We start from the raw sequence: 20,748 nt of genomic DNA, 5'->3' as shown, positions 1-20,748 counted from the left end.
AAAAAACGCCCCGAACAAATCGGAGCGTTTTTCAATATATTGTGGTGTAGGTAAATTATTTTACCAATTTCACTTCTACACGACGGTTTTGTGCTTTACCAGCTTTCGTTTTGTTTGAAGCAATTGGCATAGACTCACCAAATCCTTTAGACGTTAAACGAGAAGCATCAATTCCGTTTGAAACTAAATAGTTTTTCACAGCAGCTGCACGGTCTTCAGATAATTTTTGGTTAGCAGCATCTTTACCATCGCTATCGGTGTGACCTTCGATTGAGAATTGTGCTGATGGATACTCTTTTAAGATTGCAGCCATCGCTTCCAAAACAGGGAATGTTTGTTTTTGGAATGACGCTTTACCTGTATCGAAAAGAATTGTTTTACCGTAGTCATTCAATTTTTTCATTACCTCATCGGTAACTTCAGGACAACCTTTGTTAGCAGCAGTTCCTTTTACATCTGGACACTGATCATCTTTGTCTAACACGTTGTCACCGTCTCTATCTGGCCATGGACATCCGCCATTTTCTTTAGGCCCTTTAACATCTTTACATTTGTCATCTTTGTCAGCGATACCATCACCGTCAGCATCTGGACATCCGCCTAAAGCTTTAACTCCTGCTGCATCTGGACAAGCATCTTCTTTATCTTGGATTCCGTCACCATCTGTATCAGGACAACCTCCAAATTGTGCTAAACCAGGAGTATCTGGACAAGCATCTTCTTTGTCAATGATTTTGTCACCGTCTGAATCTGGACAACCTCTGAATTCTGCAGTTCCAGCTTCGGTAGGACAAGCATCTTCATTATCATAAAAACCATCTTCATCTGTATCTTTAGCACCAAATTTCAATACTAAACCAGCAAAGTGCTGTACGTGTGGTGCAACATCGATAGAAGGATTTCTAGAGTCATCAAATGAATGCTTATAAGTAGCTGTATAAGTCAAACCAATTTGTTTTCCAAACCAGTAAGTCAATCCTAAACCTCCATTCACAGTACCTGCAGAAGCATCACCCAAGAAAGTGTAACCTCCCCCAATGTGTGCTGAAGGCTCAATGGTTTTTGACTTTAACAAGCTCATGAAGCTGTAACGAACAACCCCATCAAAGCTGTAATACATCAAATCACCTGGGTTAGTCACAGGGTATTCACTAGTGTTAGTGATTGGATCGTAAAAGCGCTCTCCTACAATTTTATTAATTCGGTTTACAGAACCTGTAACTCCAAAAGAGAAATTATTTCCAACATACTTGGAAACATTGATTGCCGAAACGGCTGGCATAATACTCCAGTATCCCTTGGCATTGTAAAATTGAGAAAACTGATCTTCAATTTTTGAAGCTGCGCTTACACGAGCACCATCGATTGCGTTTATACCAAACGAAATAGCCCATTGGTTGTTACTATCCTGAGCTTGAACGCTTAACCCAGCAAGCATCAAAATAGCACATAGTTTTTTAAGATGTCTCATACTTAATTTTGTTAGATTTATATATGAATATGGGGGCAAAATTATAACCAATTAATGAATTATCAAAATGTTAAGGCACATTTCGGTTAGATAACACCCAAGCTTTGTCCAACTTCGGTAAATGCGGCAATTGCTTTATCCAAATGTGCTTGGGTATGAGCCGCCGAAAGTTGCACCCGAATACGTGCTTTTTCTTTGGGCACCACCGGGTAAAAGAAACCAATTACATAAATGCCTTTGGCCAACAATTGATCGGCCATAACTTGAGATAACTTGGCATCATACAACATTACGGGAACAATGGCAGAGTCGCCATCAATGATGTCAAATCCTGCTGCCTTCATGCCTTTTTTAAAATAATTGGTATTCCATTCCAACTGATCGCGCAGTGTCGTATCTTTTTCCAGCAACTCAAAAACTTTAATTGAAGCCCCTACAATGGCTGGTGCCAACGAATTGGAAAACAAATACGGACGAGAGCGTTGACGCAAAATCTCAATAATTTCTTTTTTGGCTGTGGTGTAGCCTCCCATTGCACCCCCAAGGGCCTTGCCAAGGGTTCCCGTGATAATATCCACACGTCCCATGACGCCTTTTGCTTCGAGCGTTCCTTTACCCGTAGCTCCAATGAATCCTGCGGCATGACATTCGTCAACCATCACCATCGCATCGTATTGATCGGCCAAATCACATATTTTGTCCAACGGAGCCACCAAACCATCCATAGAAAACACGCCATCGGTAACAATCAATTTAAATCGATGTCCTGCCGCTGTTGCTTTTTGAAGTTGCACCTCCAAATCAGCCATATTGTTGTTTTCATAACGATAACGAGCGGCTTTACACAAACGAACGCCATCAATAATCGAAGCGTGGTTCAAACTATCGGAAATAATACAGTCGTCTTCGCCCAACAACGGCTCAAAAACCCCACCGTTGGCATCGAAAGCGGCAGCATATAAAATGGTATCCTCTGTGCCATAGAAATCGGCAATTTTTTGCTCCAAGGTTTTGTGAATGTCTTGTGTCCCACAAATAAAACGCACTGAAGACATGCCGAAACCATGCGTATCGAGCGCTTCTTTGGCGGCTTGAACGACTTCTGGATGCGAAGACAATCCGAGGTAGTTGTTGGCACAAAAGTTCAAAACAGTCTCCCCGTTGACTATGATTTCAGCCCCTTGAGGCGACGTGATGATCCGTTCTTTTTTGTATAAGCCTCCATCTTTAATAGCTTGAATTTCCTGTTGCAAATGCGCTTGAATTTTTCCGTACATAATCTTAATTCGTTTGTTCTTGCAAATGTACAACTTCAACGTGTTCGCCAATATAAACCAAACATTTTTTCCGCACTTGCCAACCCATCGCTTCCAAAGCCGTTTGATACCCTGCGACTTGAGCACGATAAACCTCTTTGTGGCTTCCTGTTTTGTAATCCAATAAAATAGCGGTTTGATCGTCAAAAACTACCACACGATCGGGCTTTAAAACCGGTCCTTGAGGCAATAAAAAGGTTTGCTCGTTGTACACACGTCCTTTTTCTGAAAAAAACTCGTGCAACTCCGGGTGGGTGACGACTGCCAAAAGGGTTTGCTGAGTCACACCCCTTTGTGAAGTCGCTAATAGCCCTTCTTCTATCGCTTTATCTAAAACCAAATCAATATCGCGCAGAGTGGTCACTGAAGCTAAAAGTTCGTGCACCAAATTTCCATACGCAATGGCATCCCCCTGTTTCGTATTCCACATTAAACTTTCCCGCTGGGCAATTTTGATGTTGCTCGGACGAAACAAAGCGTTCACTTTTGGGATGAGCATAGAAGTAACGTTCACCGCATCGGGTGTGGAACGGCGTGTTGCCTCACCAAATCGCACTTTACCTTGATCCAGTACACAACCTTTGGATTCTAAAAACGCCAAGAAAAAAGACGATAAATTGGACGGCAGTTCGCCCTTACTCGTACGATTTTCGGCAGAAATCACATACAACTGCTCTTCGGCTCGAGTCATGGCAACATACAATACATTGATATTGTCCAGCAATTCTTCTTCGGTTCGTTGTTGATATACCGCAGCCGCTTCAGGACTGAAGGTTTCAACTTCTTTATTTTTGGCCACTAGAGCTTTGGGAATACCTAAATCGGTATCGGGAAGATCGAGCCACAACTTATCTTGCTTATTTTGGGCAAAATTTTCTTCGGCAAAAGGAAAAATAACCACGGGGAATTCGAGTCCTTTTGATTTATGAATGGTCATAATTCGAATAGCATCGTTGCCTTCTGGTGAAGCGATGCTTAACTTTTGCGCTTGACGCTCCCAAAAAGTCAAGAAATCAACTATCCCGGCTTGTTTGCGCAAATCATGTTCCAATACGACATCTTGAAAAAATTGTACATACGCATTGTGTTTTGACGGGGGGATAAACAAATGACTTAAGTATTCAACTACTTCATACAGCGACTTTTTACGAAGGTTTTGTAATGAAAAATGTGAAAAAGCAGCCCCAAAACGTGAGCTCAACCATTGCTCCCAGTCGGTTTCTAGCGTTTTTGCCATTCCTTCGGCGATGCATTCATGGAGGTGTGCTGGATCGAAATGAGACGCCAAATAGTATAAAACATTGGCTTTGGCCTCTTGATCTTTCGCATTATTCAAAAACCGAAGCGCCGCTACCAAGACGCGAACTTCAGCAGAGGCTGCCAACAACAAACTTTCTGAGGAAATGATAGGCAGTTGTTTTTCGGTTAGGTATTGTGCAATGAGCGCCCCATTTTTATTGTTGCGAATCAATATCGCAATATCGCGATAGGCAAATCCTTGCAATCGAATGTGAGCTATAGTATTGACAAGGGCTTCCAAATAAAGATCGGCTTTTTCTAACCCTTCATCGTCCTCGGTATTATCAACTTTTCCAGGTATAAATTCAAACTGAACGTAGCCTCCTTTTTTGGAATTGGTTTTTTGAAAACTATAGTTTGCGTACAATTCTTTATAGTCAGGGTGCTGAAATTTTCCGGAGAGAAATTGGAAAAAATCATTGTTAAATTCAATGATTTGCGAATAACTTCGGTAATTCGTATCCAAGGTTTTTCGGCCAAAATTTTTGTTTGAAAACGGAATTTCACCTTTCCCCAAAGCAATAAACTGCTCGGCTTTTCCTCCACGCCAACGATAAATCGACTGTTTGGGATCGCCCACCAAAAGCAACGACCCGGGCACCCCATTTTCCTCTCCGGCCAGCGCATTATCAATAAGAGGAATCAAGTTGTGCCATTGTAATTCAGAAGTGTCTTGAAACTCGTCAATAAAAAAATGCCGGTATTTTTCGCCCATTTTTTCATAAATAAACGGCGCCGGTTGCTGTTGTATTTGCTCTTGAATTAAAGTGTTGAATTCGGTAATCGAAAGGATATTTTGGGCTTCTTGAATGGCTTTCAATTTTTTTTGAAGGGTATTGAGCAAAGAAAGCGGGGTGACATTTTTTAAAAAAGCTTTGTAGAACAGCATTTTCTCTAAAGCGCCATACATTTGGGTCAAATGCGACACCATTTCGGGAACTAACGATTCGATGAGTGCTCTATCGGAAGCGGTTTTATTGATTTGAATTGCTTCCGCTTCACGATAGGTTTTATGATTGGGATTATAGTCCTTACGCGCAATGCTTTTTATATGGTTGGGAAAAGTTTCACGAGAAAACGATTTTAAATCCACCCCATTTTTTTCCAATAACCCTAAAATAGAAAGGGCTTCTTGTGCTGCCTGTTCCTCCATGGCATGGCTTAACGCTACCAACTTATTTTTGAGAACAATAAAGTCTTCGATAGACTTGTCTTGCAATTGATGAATTTCCTCGCGGTTGTTTTCATTCAACATCAATTTCCCCGTTTCAATAATTTCCCGAGAAATATCCCAACTTTTATCTTCATCGGTTTTTTCCATGGTAAAATTCACCAACAATTGCGTCAACGTTTCGTCTTCACCCGCCTGCGCAATGATGGCATCAACGGCTTCTTGCAACAATCCATCGGTATCCAAAGACACTTCAAAGGTGATGGGCAACTTTAATTCATGGGCAAAGGAGCGAATGACTTTATGGGTAAACTTATCAATGGTTGAAATATCAAAGGCAGCATAGTTGTGAATCAAATTTTTAATTATCACCCGAGATTTCTCTTGAATAGTTTGGGTAGACATCCCTGTTTCGGCGGCTATATCTTCGAGTAAATCAAGGGCCTTTGTGCTCGGTTGAAGGGCAGCAAATTGCGACAAACTCTCCACTACGCGACTTTTCATTTCATGTACGGCCTTGTTGGTAAAGGTGATAGCCAAAATCGAGCGGTAGGCATCGGGTTGGGGTGCTGTTAAAATAATCTTCAAGTACGATTTTACCAAAGTATAGGTCTTCCCCGATCCAGCAGAGGCGTCATATAAAGTAAATGCAGGTGTTGTACTCATGAAACTGGGTTAGGACGTTGAATTTGATACACAAAGTTAGTCTTTTCTACCTCCCCATAATACGCTATTTGAATTTCATCAATTTTCACCGCACCTATTTTCTCCATGGCTTTTTGGGAGCGAATATTCTCGGCGCCCACATGAAAGTAAACGGTATCGACATATTGGAATATGTAATCCAACATAAGTTGCTTTAAATCGGCGTTATAGCCCTGGCCCCAATAGGTTCTTCCTATAAATGTATAGCCAATTAGGATTGATTTTTGCTCCAAATTATAGGCGTAAAATCGGCTGCATCCAACGACCAAATGGGTTTGTTTATCCAGAACCAACAAGGCTCCTTGGGATTCTATGGCGCCTTCGAAATAGGTTTGAAAAACACTTCGTTGGTAGCGGTTGGGATTCGGATGTTGCGCCCAAACCAAAGGATCGGAAGCTACTGCGTACAGCGATTCAAAATGGGCTGGAAGCAAAGGTACGGTATACACCTTTTCGCCCTCCAAACGAGCGGGTTGTAGTGAAATAGACATAAAAAACGATACGTTAAACCTATGGTAAAATTGAAAAATAGTATTTTCTATTCCGAAGTTAAATGTATAAATTTGAGGTCAATTAAATAATCCTTTAAACAAAATAGTTATGGCATTTGAATTACCACAATTACCCTATGCTTACGATGCATTGGAGCCTCATATTGATGCCCGTACTATGGAAATTCACCATAGTAAACATCACAATGCGTATACCACCAACCTAAACGCAGCCATTGCGGGTACAGATTGGGAAGGAAAAACCATTGAAAACCTATTGATTAATTTGGATATGAAAAACGCTGCCGTTCGCAACAATGGTGGTGGATTTTATAACCACAACCTTTTTTGGCGTATTATGACTCCTGGAGGAGGTGGAAAACCAACAGGGGAATTGGCCGAAGCCATTGACCGCGACTTTGGATCGTTTGACGAATTCAAAGCCAAATTCGCTAAGGCGGGCGCTACCCAATTTGGTTCCGGCTGGGCATGGCTTTGTGTGCAAAAAGGAGGTAAATTGGAAGTGTGTGCTACCCCGAATCAAGACAACCCATTGATGCCAGAAGTAGGATGCGGTGGAATGCCCATCTTAGGCATGGATGTATGGGAACACGCGTATTACCTGAACTACCAAAACAGACGTCCCGATTATATTGAGGCCTTTTTCAATGTAATCAATTGGACCGAAGTGGCACGCCTTTACGCTACTGAAAAATAATTCGTACACAACACGAAACAAAAACCCGATTGAATGCTCAATCGGGTTTTTTTATACTAAAAAAGACGTTCGTGGATACGAACGCCTTTTTGCCCCAAATCTACCATAAACTTAACCTACTAAATTCTATGGTAGAACAAAGTTAACAATATCGGTAGGGAAACCCAAACGTTTCTTAAAAAATAAGCTAAACAGCAATAAAAAAGGGTAGATGAATGCGTTTTGAAAGGGAATGCACTGAAATTTGTAGAAAATAAAAAAGGTGAAAGTAAACTTTCACCCTTTTTGCCCCAAATCTACCATAAACTTAACCTACTAATGCTATGGTGATCCAAATATATACCTGCCTTTGAGGTGATTCAAAATATTATTGATGAATAACCATAAAAATCGATAAAATGCATGTTTTTCAGAATTTTAGTAAGCCCGTGCGTCTTTACCTTCATAAAAATTCATAAATGCCCTATTCACCACGCGGTTGCCCCCTGGCGTGGGATAATCTCCCGTAAAATACCAGTCGCCTACATGCTCCGGACAAGCCTCATGTAGGTTATCAACCGATTGGAAAATAATATCAACTTCTGCATGAATTCCCTCTGGCTTCAATAGCTCAACTATCTTTTTTGAAATCTCTTTATCGCTAAATAGCGAATAGATTGTTTTCACATGATTTACAATCTCCGCATCGGGCTTTCCTTCTTGTGCTTTACATTGTTGGTAAACTGTGTCTACAACATCATATTGCCCGCGTTCCTTCAAAAGAGCTATCGCCGCCTGAAAAGCAACCAAGCCTTCTAACTTGGCCATATCAATTCCGTAACAATCGGGATAGCGAATTTGTGGGGCCGACGATACCACAACAATCTTTTTCGGATTCAAACGATCCATCATACGGAGAATACTATTTTTCAAGGTCGTTCCACGCACGATACTATCGTCGATGATTACCAAATTATCACTGGGTTGGATCACACCGTAGGTCACATCATAGACGTGGGCCACCAAATCATCACGACTACTGTCCTCCGTAATAAAAGTGCGTAACTTGGCATCTTTGATAGCAATTTTTTCGGTGCGAATTTTGACCGCTAAAATCTCTTCCAACTTTTCCTTTGTTAGCGTTTTACGGTTATCGAGTATGTATTGATTTTTACGTTGGTTTAAAAAGTCATTGGCCGCTTCTACCATTCCAAAAAAGGAGGTTTCGGCCGTGTTGGGAATGTATGAAAAAACAGTGTTATCGGTATCGTTTTGAATGGATTCCAACACATCGGGTAAAACAAGTTTCCCCAAGGCTTTTCGCTCTTGATAAATGGCTGCATCACTCCCGCGAGAGAAATAAATCCGCTCAAACGAACAGGCTCTTTTTTCAACCGCCGGTATAATAGACTCCGATGTAACCGTCCCATTTTTCTTGATGATTAAGGCATGACCCGGTTGTAATTCCTGAACCGATTCGAAGGCTACATTAAATACGGTTTGAATCACGGGCCGCTCTGAGGCCACAACGACCACTTCATCGTCTTCGTAAAAAAAGGCAGGACGAATTCCTGCAGGATCGCGCAAGACAAAAGCATCCCCATGGCCAAACAATCCCGCCATAGCATAACCGCCATCCCAACCTTTGGAAGCGCGTTTTAAAATGCGTTGTATATTGAGTCGTTCGGCGATGACTGGCGAAGCTTCACGTTTGGACAAGCCTTCGTTTTTGCATTCCAAATACAAATCGGTAACCTCATCATCCAGGAAATGACCAATTTTTTCCATAACCGTTACCGTATCGGCCATCTCTTTGGGATGTTGCCCCAACTCGACCAAACTAGCAAAGAGCTCGGTAACATTGGTCATATTGAAATTCCCAGCGACGATCAAATTCCGGTGCATCCAGTTGTTTTGACGCAAAAAAGGATGTACACTCTCGATACTGTTCTTGCCAAACGTTCCATAACGCACATGCCCCAGAAACAATTCGCCAATATAGGGGATGGTGGCTTTTTGCCAAGCTACGTCATCGGCTTTGTCGGGATGTGCTGCTAAATCGTTGGAAATTCGCTGATTGATTTGGGCAAAGACGTCTTGTATCGGTTGCGCGTCATTGGAACGAATACGACTGATGTAGCGTTCGCCAGGAGCCACATCAAACTTGATCGAGGCAAATCCGGCACCGTCTTGGCCACGGTTGTGTTGCTTTTCCATGAGTAAGTACATTTTTTGTACCCCATAAAAAGCCGAACCGTATTTTTGTTTGTAATACTCCAACGGTTTTTTCAACCGTAAGAGTGCAATTCCACATTCGTGTTTTACGGCATCACTCATAAATGGTAGTTGTGTTGAGTTTGTGTTGTTGTGTGTTGTTGGGGTTTAGTGTTCTGAAAACCAATGAAATTCTCGGAACTTCTATGATTGTAGTAAACAAAAATGCCCCGAAATTTCGAGGCATAAAGTTACTATAATTCTATTTCAAATTGGGTGAGTGCTTTAAATTGTTTCAAGCGCTCGGCCACTTCTTCTTTGGTAAGTCGCACCATTCGCTCCGTTCCAAATTGCTCTACACAAAAGGAAGCCAAATTGGATCCTTGAATGATGGCCGTTTTTAACGTTTCAAAAGAAGTGTCCCCTTGTTGTGCCACATAGCCTGCAAATCCACCTGCAAAGGTATCGCCCGCTCCTGTGGGATCAAACACGTCGGCCAAAGGCAAGGCAGGCGCAAAGAAAATATGTTCGTTATGGAACAACAACGCTCCATGTTCGCCTTTTTTAATCACCACATATTTTGGTCCCATTGCATGGATTTTGGCCGCTGCTTTGACTAGCGAATACTCTCCCGACAATTGACGGGCTTCCTCATCGTTAATAGTAATCACGTCAACGCGCTTAATCACCTCCATCAACTCGGGTAACGCACAGTCCATCCAGAAATTCATGGTGTCCAATACGACCAACTTAGGTTTTGCGGTCAATTGATTTAAAACACCCGTTTGTACCAAAGGATGCAAATTGCCCAACATCACCACTTCAGCGTCTTTAAAGTTATCGGGAACAATAGGATTGAAATCAGCCAATACGTTGAGCTCGGTAGCCAAGGTATCGCGGGAATTCATATCATTGTGGTAACGGCCGCTCCAGAAGAACGTTTTGCCGCCTTGCACAATTTCCAATCCAGAAATATCAATGTTTCGCGCCGTCAATAAATCCAAATAATCTTGTGGAAAATCATCACCCACCACGGAAACAATTGCGGATTGTAGATTAAAATGCGAGGCCGATAACCCGATAAAGGTTCCAGCGCCACCTAATATTTTGTCGGTTTTTCCAAAGGGCGTTTCGATTGCATCAAAAGCCACAGTTCCCACGATTAAAAGCTTGTTCATGAACTCGTTTTTAGAATAAAGGCGCAAAGATACGTATTCATATCATAAGAATAAAACTTCTCATGTAAATGAAGAGGTATAATTTTTTCATAAAAAAAACCCGGCCTAAACCGGGTTGCGTCACTTTCGAATTATAGTCCTCAAGTCGTTAGTCTTGAAAACTACCGTGTAAAAACACGACCTATTGCACCTCCGAAAAGGCCCATGCGGTAAGTATTTTTGAAATAATCCATTTTCTTGAGCTAACTTACGAAAAAATACACACATCTGAGAAATTTTTGAGAAATATTTTTCCCACATAAGTGTAAAACTTTGCAGGGATGGAACACCGGGGAGAAATAATCAAAAATGCGATTTACCAAAGCGGCATGCCTATCAGTGCTATAGCAAAACAGATGGGAAAAAGCCGACGTTGGTTTTATCAAATGTTTGAGCAAAAAAATGTCACTATCGATACCATCCTCATCATCGGCAAAATCATCCATCACGATTTTACCCAAGAAATCAAAGAAATGTATCCCAAAATCGTCCACGAGCCCCCTCAAGAATACCCCGAGGAGGAAACAGTAGACTATTGGAAAATGAAATACATCCTACTTTTGGAGGAATACAATGCCCTTTTGAAACAAAACAAAACCAATCCAACGACTAGGTAAAACGCACGGGCGTCATCCTGAATTGGGTTGAATCACCACTATTTTTTGAGCATTTTTAGCGTTTTGACGGCTTGATCAACATAGACTTTGACCAGATAAACTCCGGGTTCTAATCCGCTCATGTCCAAAACCGCAGATTCTTGATGGATCGGATAAACGCGAACTTTTTGTCCCAAATAGTTATACACTTCCAAGTGCTCCAAAGCAGTCGCATTGGCTACCGTTACCAACGTCGTTACCGGATTGGGCTGAAAAGAAAAACCCGTAAACAATGACGAGGCAACATCCAAAGAAAAAGATACGGTTACAGCAAAAGGCTCACTTCGACATCCTGAATTAACCGCCACCGCATAATAAGTAGCCCCGTCGACCAACAACGTGCTTAAGGGCAACGAATTATTCCCCGATTGCGCGTCTTGTAAACTCGCATACCAAAGCACATTGGCAGGAGTTATCACCAATTCATTTAAAGTACTTCCCGCTGGTACTAACGGATTGGCCTCCCCCGATGGTGTGACTACAGGAACTATTGTAAGCGTTGTCGAAAGCGTTGTAGCACATTGACCGTTGTTGGGCACAAAAGTGTAAGTCGTAGTTTGGGTATTGTTGAGCGCTGGACTCCATGTGCCTGTTATCCCATTTTCTGACACGAGAGGTAACGCCGGAATCACATCGCCTTCGCAGTAAGTAGTATCCAACGAAAACTCGGGCGTGACAGAGAAAAAATCATGCCCAGAAAAACCCCAACCTTTGTTGACTACCAAATTGGTTATGGCTGGAATAGCTTCTGGACCGTAGGACATGAATGTGGCGCCCAATATCTTATTGTTAGGGGTATTCGGATTGGCATTCCATGCTAGCAAGGTTTGGGTATAACTTTCGCAATCTAAACCCGAGCGATCCAACATATTCACCAAAACGACATTCGGATTTAAAACCCAATTCCCTAATGAAAAATTAAAATTTGCCGCTCTTGAAAACATGCCCGACATATCGATAACATTGGACGTATTCCAATTTTGAATGGATGGACTTCCGCCATTGTTAAAGGCAAAATTTTCAGGGACAAGATTAAATAAATCATTTTGAAACATGCGTGCCATCGTAGTCACATTAGACGTATCCCAGTTCCCAATGTTTTGATTAAAGGCATTGGCATCCCGAAACATATCCGACATATCGGTCACATTGGAGGTGTTCCAGTTACTAATGTTTTGATTAAAAAAAGAGGCTCCATAAAACATCCCTGCCATTGTAGTCACATTCGCAGTATTCCAATTGGCAATATTTTGATTAAACTGCGTAGGAAAACTAGCAAATTCTAGAACGGAAAACATTTCGGACATATCGGTCACATTGCCCGTATTCCAGTTACCAATATTGCGATTAAACTCAACTGCAGCCTTAAACATCCGACGAAACGAAGTCACATTCGCGGTATTCCAATTGCCTATATTTTGATTGAACACTATTGCATTTTCAAACAAACTCGACATATCCGTGACATTCGAAGTATTCCACAAACTCAAGGCCTGATTAAAATTCTGACAGTCTTTAAACATCCGTGAGAGGTTGGTTACATTTGAAATATTCCAAAAATTAATATTGAAAGGAGAGTTGAGCGCAAAACAACCTTCAAACATTCCCGCCATACTGGTTACGTTGGTCAAATTTGGAAAATCAATAGCGCTAACTTGCAATTCGGGATAAAAACGGAAAGCATTTTCCATACTGGTCCACGGCACAGCGCCCCATTGATTGATGTTTTCTAGAGTATACGAAAAATTAAATGTGGCATTATTGACTATTCGCCGAAAGTTTTGTGGTTGAATCGTCAAACGAATGGAACCCGTAATGGGCAATCCTGAGATAGTGACATTCGGCCCCGTAAAAGTGCCCGACCCAGAAGCAGGTGCCGCTGGGGGTAAGGTTTGCCAAGAATAATTCACAGGACCCACGGTTTCAGCGCCAAAGGCAATAAACGATGAATTATTGATGATTCGCCAAGTGGTAATAAAATCTTGGGCTTTAGCTGAAGACGCAATGAATACCAAGCCCCAACAGAGGAGTAAAAGTCGTTTCATAGTTTTCTTATAAAAATACGCTGAAAACGGATGAAAACGGTTTTCTTTAACTTTAAATTTGGGATTGTTTGAGGCAGCATTAAAAGCGAATACTTTAAAACAAAGCATCTTCTTGCGACTCGTAATAGGCGTCTACTGACAAATTTGTTTGCATGGATGCCATGACCGCCAATTGATCGCAACGCTCGTTTTGCGGATGGTTATTGTGGCCTTTTACCCATTGAAAATCGACTTTATGCTGGCGATATACTTTTAAAAAACGCCTCCATAAATCGGGGTTTTTCTTGCCTTGGAATCCCTTTTTTTCCCAACCCATTACCCAACCTTTTTCAACGGCATCGACCACATACTTACTGTCCGAGACTACCAATACCGACATGCCCGGTTGTTTTAACTTTTCCAAACCCACAATCACAGCCAGCAATTCCATCCGGTTGTTGGTCGTTAGGCGAAATCCTTCATAAAACTCTTTGCGATAGCCTGTACCTACTTGCTCCAAAACCACACCGTACCCACCGTTACCGGGATTTCCTTTGGCTGCGCCGTCAGTGTACAAGTGAATTTGATGCATCTAAAAAAATTATGAATTATGAATTATGAATTATGAGTTATGAATTATGAATTATGAGTTTAGTTGGGCATGAAGAAGTTGTTCAATCACGTTGGGGAAATGTTCTTGTTCGAGGGCATGAACCTTGGCGGCAATACACGCTGCGGTGGTACAATCGGCAATCGAAGTTTCAAACTGAGCGATAATCGCACCCTCGTCATAATGTGCGTTGACATAGTGAATTGTAATGCCGGTTACCGTCTCACCCTGCCCCAATACCGCTTCATGAACATGTTTGCCGTACATGCCTTTCCCTCCAAATTTGGGTAACAAAGCGGGATGAATATTGATCACGTTGGGAAAAACATCCAAAATCGCTTCGGGAAACTTCCACAGAAATCCCGCCAGTACAATCCAATCGGGGGCAAACGTTTGCAACTGTTGTAGCACTTTGCCCTCTTCAAGATCTTGCCGTCCAAACAACACGGTGGGAACGCCTAAATCGTTCGCGCGTTGCAACACCCCCGCTTGCGGATTATTGCAAAAAACGGCCACCACTGAACCGATAGCTTTTGCTTGAAAATGCTTGATAATCGCCACAGCATTGGTGCCTTCTCCCGAGGCAAATAGAACAATTTTGGACATAAAACGGGTTGTGTTTTTCGACAAAAATACCGCCTACAAAAAAACGAATAAATGACGAGATAATTCAACTACCGTAAAAGGTTTGTTAAAATAATTTATTACCTTCGTGGTAACATTTGTAAATCAAAATGCTGAAATAAAATAAAGTTTTTTATTTTTGCCAACAATTAAAAATTAAAAATTAGAAACTATGTCAGACATTGCATCAAGAGTTAAAGCGATTATCGTGGACAAACTAGGAGTTGACGAGAATGAAGTTGTATCTGAAGCAAGCTTCACCAATGACTTGGGAGCCGATTCATTAGATACTGTTGAGCTTATCATGGAGTTCGAGAAAGAATTTGACATTCAAATTCCAGACGATCAAGCTGAGAACATCTCAACAGTTGGTCAAGCTATCTCTTACATCGAAGAAGCTAAAAAATAATAAAATATACCAAACCCGCGTACCTTTTTGGCATGCGGGTTTTTATTATTTTCAAAATCACTACATTGCGATTGTAAATCAATCCTAAAGATAAATACCCCTGTCTCTTTGCGATTTGCCAAAAAGGAACAAGGGTATTCTTTATATACAGAACAAACTAAATCCATTTTTATGCAATTAAAGCGTGTTGTTGTTACCGGTCTTGGCGCCTTAACTCCCATTGGAAATTCGATTGAAGCCTATTGGGAAGGTTTAGTCAATGGGAAAAGTGGGGCTGCCCCGATTACCTATTATGATACCGAAAAACACAAAACCAAATTTGCTTGTGAAGTCAAAAATTTTGACATCGAACAATTCATGGACCGCAAGGAATCCCGTCGTTTGGACAAATTCTCACAATATGCTATTGCTGCCAGTGATGAAGCCATTAAAGACGCGGGGATCACCGACACCAATGTCAACAAAGCGCGCGTAGGCGTTATTTGGGGCGCTGGAATCGGTGGTTTAGAAACGTTCCAAGAAGAGGTTTTAAACTACGCAAAAGGCGATGGAACTCCCAAATTCAATCCGTTTTTTATCCCAAAAATGATTGCCGATATTGCCCCTGCACACATCTCGATGCGCAATGGCTTTATGGGACCTAACTATACCACCGTTTCGGCTTGTGCTTCCTCCGCCAATGCCTTGATCGACGCGTTCAACTACATTCGATTGGGCATGTGCGATGTTATCATTTCTGGGGGTTCAGAAGCCGCGGTAACCATTGCTGGTATGGGCGGATTCAATTCGATGCACGCTTTATCAACCCGAAACGACAGCCCCGAAACGGCTTCGCGCCCATTTGATGCCACCCGTGACGGATTCGTTCTCGGAGAAGGTGCCGGTGCCTTAGTATTGGAAGAATACGAACACGCCAAAGCTCGTGGTGCTAAAATTTATTGTGAAATCGGAGGCGGTGGTCTTTCATCCGACGCGTACCATCTCACAGCACCCCATCCTGAAGGCGTAGGTGTTATCGCCGTAATGCAAAATACGCTTCGCGATGCGGGAATGCAACCCACCGATGTCGATCATATCAACACCCATGGAACCTCCACACCTCTTGGAGATGTCGCTGAATTAAAAGCAATTAGTGCAGTCTTTGGCGACCATGCCAAAACCTTAAACATCAACTCAACCAAATCTATGACCGGCCACTTGTTGGGTGCGGCGGGTGCGATTGAGGCGATTGCGGTAATTTTGGCGATGCAACACGGTATCGTTCCGCCGACCATCAACCATGAAGTTGTCGATGAAAACATTGATCCTTCGTTGAATCTTACTTTGAATAAAGCACAAAAACGCGAGATCAAAGTAGCCATGAGCAACACCTTTGGTTTTGGGGGCCACAACGCTTGTGTACTTTTTAAAAAAATTGACGCGTAATCTCTTTTATGAGAATTATTAAAAAAATATTTGCTAAAAACTCCCGTCCTCAGACAGAAGGCGGGATTTTTTTTGAGACCCTACAAACCATCTTAGGATTTGCGCCAGGGCAATTAAAATATTACAAAAAAGCCTTCACGCACCGTTCCTCCAACCTAATGGATGAAAACGGGCGCCCTATGAATTACGAACGTTTGGAGTTCTTGGGCGATGCCATGTTGGGCTCCGTAATTGCCGCCCATTTATACCGTGAAGTGCCTACAGGTGACGAAGGGTATCTCACCAAAATGCGCTCCAAAATTGTGAGTCGGGAACACTTAAACGAACTCGGACGCGATTTGAATCTCATTCAATTTGTCGAGAGTAAAGTCCCCGCCCAACATTTTGGCGAAAACATCCACGGAAATATCTTTGAAGCCTTAATTGGAGCTATATTTTTGGACAAAGGCTATGATTTTTGCGAAAAATTTATCCACGAAAAAGTCATCATTCCCTACGTGGATATCGAAAAATTAGAAGGAAAAGTCATAAGCTACAAAAGCCTTGTTATCGAATGGTGCCAAAAAGAAAAACACAACTTTCATTTTGATGTTTTTGATGACAACGGCAACGACGGTCAAAAATATTTCGGCGTGCGCTTAAGCATTGACCAAAAAGTAGTAGCCAAATCCCGAGCTACCTCCAAGAAAAAAGCGGAAGAAATCGCAGCCAAACGAGCCTATTTTGCATTTCAAGAAAAAATTAACAAAATATAGGGCAATATCTTAAAATCCTACAACGATTTCGTTCATAAAATAACGTTAATCTAACTTCCTCTCGGTAAAACGCATTCCGATATGAAGTATATTTACAACTTATTTGGGCGGAAATGGCGACGCAAAAAATCTACATCCATGAATTTGAAGCGCAAGATTACGAGGTAATCGCCTTGCACACTTCGTTGGAAGATTCCCGTTTGGCCTTTCACCTAAACCGACAACTCGACGTTTTGTTGGCACGAACCCAAGAAGACCTTCACATACAAATCAAAGAAGGAAGCACCGGACTTTCACGCTTTGAATTTTATGACGAATCCCGCTTCATTACCTGGCATTTGGTGCAAAATAAAAGTGAAGTCATCACCGAAACGCAAGGTCCTGGGGTGCTGTTTGCCGCGCTAAAAAATGATGTTGCCACTTCGGTGTATTTATTGCCCGAGTACAAAAAAGTGGATTATATTCTCAAAATTGACAATCTAGAAAACGATGTCGATTTGGATGAAGTGATTCGAAAAATCAGCGAAATTGAATGGGTAAGTATGGCTTACCGTATTGATAAAAAACAACTAAAGTCCAAACACAATCTAATTTTTTAAAAGAATGCCGACTAGAAAAAAAACCAAAATCGTGGCCACCTTGGGGCCGGCGTGTAGTACCCGCGAGGTAATCAAAGACATGATCGACGCCGGAGTCAATGTGTTCCGTATTAACTTTTCGCATGCCGACTATGCCGATGTAAAAGAGCGAATTGACATTATCCGTGGATTAAACCAGGAATTTGGCTACACCACCGCTATTTTAGCCGACTTACAAGGACCCAAATTACGGGTAGGCGTTATGAAAGAAGACGTTGTGGTCAATCCAGGAGATGTAATCACTTTTCAAACTGCCGAAGACGTTCCCGGCAATGCCGAACGCGTATACATGAACTACAAAGCGTTTCCAAGTGATGTAAATCCAGGCGAACGCATCCTTCTCGACGACGGGAAACTCATTTTTGAAGTCATCGAAACCGACGGAAAAAACGAAGTAAAAACCAAAGTCATTCAAGGAGGTCCCCTAAAATCCAAAAAAGGAGTCAACCTGCCCAACACCAAGGTTTCCCTTCCTGCTTTGACCCCAAAAGACATCAAAGACGCGATTTTTGCTATTGAAAACGACGTGGATTGGATTGCACTCTCCTTTGTGCGCACCCCAAAAGACTTGATGGAATTGCAAGAATTAATTTCTGAACATACCGATCATAAAATTCCGATTGTCGCCAAAATTGAAAAACCCGAAGCCGTTGAAAACATCGATAAGATTGTAGCCTACTGCGACGGATTGATGGTAGCGCGGGGTGACCTCGGGGTGGAAATTCCAGCACACGAAGTACCTTTAATTCAGAAAAAATTAATCCACCGCGCCAAAACAGCCCGTATCCCTGTAATCGTAGCGACCCAAATGATGGAAACCATGATTACCAGCTTGACTCCCACCCGTGCTGAAGTCAACGACGTGGCCAACTCGGTTATGGATGGCGCCGATGCGGTAATGCTTTCGGGTGAAACCTCGGTAGGAAACTATCCCGTGCAAGTCATTGAAAAAATGACCCAAATCATTGAGGCTGTCGAAGATTCGCCTTTGATTCAAGTTCCCCAAAACCCGCCACACGTACGTACCAAACGATTCATAACCAAATCGATTTGCTACCACGCCGCTACGATGGCCAACGACATCAAAGCCAAAGCGATATCAACGCTTACCAACAGCGGGTACACGGCGTTTCAAATTTCGGCATGGCGCCCCTCAGCACACATTCTCGTGTACACGTCCAATAAGTATATTCTAACGCAATTGAACTTGTTATGGGGTGTCAATGCGTTTTATTACGACAAGTTTGTCACCACCGACGATACCGTTGACGACATTAACCAAATGGCCAAAGACCGTGGGTTTGTTAAAAAAGGCGATATCCTGATCAACCTTGCGGCGATGCCCGTAGTAGAACGCGGAATGGTCAACACCTTGCGTATCTCTGAAATCGAATAAACGCACGAAGTATACATCGTAAAAAGGATTATCAACCTGTTAGAATTTTGATAATCCTTTTTTCGTTCCAAAAAATCAAATTATCTTTGAGACATAAACTACAGTACTATGGAATCTAGAAATCCTTTTTTCAACACCAAATCCTACAAGGAAAGTGAAACCGTACACGATGCGGTACTTATTGATTACAACCAAACGATGACCCTAAACGGAACCATCAACAAATCGTTCCTTTTGTTGGTATTGCTCGTGGGCGGTGCCGTCATCACATGGATGATGATTAATGCGGGGTACAACCCGTTAATTCTCGTGTTTGGCGGGGCAATTGTGGGCTTAATTGCTGTATTGGTCGCGTCGTTCAAACCTGCTTGGTCGCCCTTCTTAGCGCCAGGATATGCGGTTTTTGAAGGATTGTTCATCGGGGGCGTATCGGCTTATTTTGAAGCTGCCTACCCAGGAATTGTTATTCAAGCCGTGGGTGCCACATTTATAACGTTTTTCATTTGTTTGGCCTTATACAAATATCAAGTGGTGAAAGTCACCGAGAAGTTTCGTTCGGTGGTCGTGGCCGCTACGTTGGCTATTGCTGCCTATTATTTGATCTCTTGGTTGATTTCGCTTTTTACCAACTTCCAACCCGTTCATCATGGCCACAGTTTAATGAGTATTGGCATTAGCGTTTTTGTGATTGTCATTGCGGCGTTAAACTTGTTTTTGGACTTTGATCAAATTGAAAAAGGCATCGCCAACCGCATGCCCAAGTATATGGAGTGGTTTGGCGCGATGGGCTTGATGGTCACCCTAGTTTGGTTGTATATCGAGTTCTTGCGATTGCTATCCAAAATAAGCAGCCGAGACTAAGTCAGCATTAAACTATAACAAGAAAACCATCCTTCGGGGTGGTTTTTTGGTTTATAAACGTGCCGTGAACCGCAAACCTGAATATATTGTTTTGGAGCTATTTCCTGTTGTTCGTTGCAAGTCCTCAGTGGCCTGCGTGTTTTTACTACGCCGCGCTCTAGCTTCTTGGGTCGCTCTCCCTCGGCGGTAAAAACCAACGCATCCCCCTTCCGGGCTTTCCACTGCCACCAGGGCTAGGACTTCAGCTATTTATCAACTATAATGTAATTAGAAATATAGGATTTTATAACACAAAACCACCCGAAGGATTGACTTCGTCGAATTTCATTTCGCGAGGTCGCAGAGGGTATAACATTATACAAAATCACCATAAATGGTAGTTTCCATATTGTTGATTCAATATAAACAATAGAATATTTATAAATATTAAATAGGGTAGAAACAAATTTGTCTTTTTAAAAAGAATCGGCAGAAAGATTAAAACAAAAATAAATAATATGTGAAAAATATAAACTTTATCTTTAAAAAATAATCTAATTATCACATCAGAAGTTATTGAGATAAATGACCAAAGTTGAAAAATGTAAATACCAAAAAAAATAAAGTATGTAAGCCAGGATTTAAATCTTTTCATGAATTTCCTAAAAGTTAAATTATCTAATTCTGCCTATATATTGGCCATTATCAGCGCTGTAAACCTCTGAAATACTGTAAACTGTTGAACTTATAGTCCCGACAGCGCGGATTTATAACCCTGCTCATTCATGTT

General features: G+C 42.0%; 17 protein-coding genes. 8 read left to right on the top strand and 9 right to left on the bottom strand.

Translation table 11 applies throughout. The features are described 5' to 3' along the window. Positions 1 to 55 precede the first annotated feature (55 nt). From BUC17_RS03945 to BUC17_RS03930, 4 genes are all read right to left on the bottom strand, one after another. Complete coding sequence (locus BUC17_RS03945; RefSeq protein WP_073361834.1) at positions 56 to 1,471, bottom strand: OmpA family protein; 1,416 nt, start codon at positions 1,469 to 1,471, stop codon at positions 56 to 58. 86 nt (positions 1,472 to 1,557) lie between these two features. Then, the gene (gene kbl, locus BUC17_RS03940; protein ID WP_073361832.1) at positions 1,558 to 2,748 is read right to left on the bottom strand and encodes a glycine C-acetyltransferase; all 1,191 of its coding nucleotides are present in this window, start codon (positions 2,746 to 2,748) and stop codon (positions 1,558 to 1,560) included. Between the two features lie 4 nt (positions 2,749 to 2,752). Continuing rightward, complete coding sequence (locus tag BUC17_RS03935; protein WP_073361830.1) at positions 2,753 to 5,923, bottom strand: UvrD-helicase domain-containing protein; 3,171 nt, start codon at positions 5,921 to 5,923, stop codon at positions 2,753 to 2,755. Then, positions 5,920 to 6,453 carry a GNAT family N-acetyltransferase gene (locus BUC17_RS03930; RefSeq protein ID WP_073361828.1) on the bottom strand — a complete coding sequence of 178 codons (534 nt, stop codon included), beginning with the start codon at positions 6,451 to 6,453 and terminating at the stop codon, positions 5,920 to 5,922. Before BUC17_RS03930 ends, BUC17_RS03935 begins: the two co-directional genes overlap by 4 nt. A gap of 109 nt (positions 6,454 to 6,562) precedes the next feature. Between BUC17_RS03930 and BUC17_RS03925 the strand changes: the two genes are divergently transcribed. Beyond that, positions 6,563 to 7,171: a superoxide dismutase gene (locus BUC17_RS03925; protein WP_073361826.1), complete on the top strand. Its 609-nt coding sequence runs from the start codon at positions 6,563 to 6,565 to the stop codon at positions 7,169 to 7,171. A 417-nt stretch (positions 7,172 to 7,588) separates the two neighbouring features. Here the strand turns inward: BUC17_RS03925 and BUC17_RS03920 are convergent, their stop codons facing one another. After that, positions 7,589 to 9,487 (bottom strand): amidophosphoribosyltransferase, encoded by a 1,899-nt coding sequence (locus BUC17_RS03920; RefSeq protein ID WP_073361824.1) that lies wholly within the window; start codon positions 9,485 to 9,487, stop codon positions 7,589 to 7,591. Between the two features lie 131 nt (positions 9,488 to 9,618). Then, complete coding sequence (locus tag BUC17_RS03915) at positions 9,619 to 10,542, bottom strand: PfkB family carbohydrate kinase (protein WP_073361822.1); 924 nt, start codon at positions 10,540 to 10,542, stop codon at positions 9,619 to 9,621. 320 nt (positions 10,543 to 10,862) lie between these two features. Between BUC17_RS03915 and BUC17_RS03910 the strand changes: the two genes are divergently transcribed. After that, a complete protein-coding gene (locus BUC17_RS03910; RefSeq protein ID WP_073361820.1) occupies positions 10,863 to 11,198 on the top strand; it encodes a hypothetical protein in 336 nt (111 codons plus the stop codon). 38 nt (positions 11,199 to 11,236) lie between these two features. On the opposite strand, the gene BUC17_RS03905 is transcribed toward BUC17_RS03910, so the two are convergent. The 3 genes from BUC17_RS03905 to purN form a co-directional block, all read right to left on the bottom strand. Beyond that, positions 11,237 to 13,282 (bottom strand): BspA family leucine-rich repeat surface protein, encoded by a 2,046-nt coding sequence (locus BUC17_RS03905; RefSeq protein WP_159433923.1) that lies wholly within the window; start codon positions 13,280 to 13,282, stop codon positions 11,237 to 11,239. 94 nt (positions 13,283 to 13,376) lie between these two features. Then, positions 13,377 to 13,853 carry a ribonuclease HI gene (rnhA, locus tag BUC17_RS03900; RefSeq protein WP_073361816.1) on the bottom strand — a complete coding sequence of 159 codons (477 nt, stop codon included), beginning with the start codon at positions 13,851 to 13,853 and terminating at the stop codon, positions 13,377 to 13,379. A gap of 51 nt (positions 13,854 to 13,904) precedes the next feature. Next, on the bottom strand, positions 13,905 to 14,477 hold the full coding sequence (gene purN / locus BUC17_RS03895; RefSeq protein WP_073361814.1) for a phosphoribosylglycinamide formyltransferase: 573 nt from the start codon (positions 14,475 to 14,477) through the stop codon (positions 13,905 to 13,907). Between the two features lie 190 nt (positions 14,478 to 14,667). Between purN and BUC17_RS03890 the strand changes: the two genes are divergently transcribed. The 6 genes from BUC17_RS03890 to BUC17_RS03865 all read left to right on the top strand — a co-directional run bounded on the left by BUC17_RS03890 (position 14,668) and on the right by BUC17_RS03865 (position 19,979). Beyond that, the gene (locus BUC17_RS03890) at positions 14,668 to 14,904 is read left to right on the top strand and encodes an acyl carrier protein (protein WP_026980165.1); all 237 of its coding nucleotides are present in this window, start codon (positions 14,668 to 14,670) and stop codon (positions 14,902 to 14,904) included. Between the two features lie 171 nt (positions 14,905 to 15,075). Then, positions 15,076 to 16,329: a beta-ketoacyl-ACP synthase II gene (gene fabF, locus BUC17_RS03885; RefSeq protein WP_073362061.1), complete on the top strand. Its 1,254-nt coding sequence runs from the start codon at positions 15,076 to 15,078 to the stop codon at positions 16,327 to 16,329. A gap of 8 nt (positions 16,330 to 16,337) precedes the next feature. Then, the gene (gene rnc / locus BUC17_RS03880) at positions 16,338 to 17,084 is read left to right on the top strand and encodes a ribonuclease III (protein WP_073361812.1); all 747 of its coding nucleotides are present in this window, start codon (positions 16,338 to 16,340) and stop codon (positions 17,082 to 17,084) included. Between the two features lie 113 nt (positions 17,085 to 17,197). After that, the gene (locus tag BUC17_RS03875; RefSeq protein WP_073361810.1) at positions 17,198 to 17,683 is read left to right on the top strand and encodes an IPExxxVDY family protein; all 486 of its coding nucleotides are present in this window, start codon (positions 17,198 to 17,200) and stop codon (positions 17,681 to 17,683) included. Between the two features lie 4 nt (positions 17,684 to 17,687). Beyond that, positions 17,688 to 19,118, top strand: coding sequence for a pyruvate kinase (pyk, locus tag BUC17_RS03870; protein ID WP_073361808.1), 1,431 nt, complete (start codon positions 17,688 to 17,690; stop codon positions 19,116 to 19,118). 108 nt (positions 19,119 to 19,226) lie between these two features. Further along, positions 19,227 to 19,979, top strand: coding sequence for a Bax inhibitor-1/YccA family protein (locus tag BUC17_RS03865; RefSeq protein WP_073361807.1), 753 nt, complete (start codon positions 19,227 to 19,229; stop codon positions 19,977 to 19,979). The last annotated feature ends 769 nt before the right edge of the window (positions 19,980 to 20,748 follow it).

It is taken from the genome of Flavobacterium fontis (genome assembly GCF_900129405.1).
GTDB lineage: Bacteria > Bacteroidota > Bacteroidia > Flavobacteriales > Flavobacteriaceae > Flavobacterium > Flavobacterium fontis.
The sequence above is the reverse complement of the archived record's forward strand: the minus strand, read 5'-3'. Positions and strand labels throughout refer to the sequence as shown.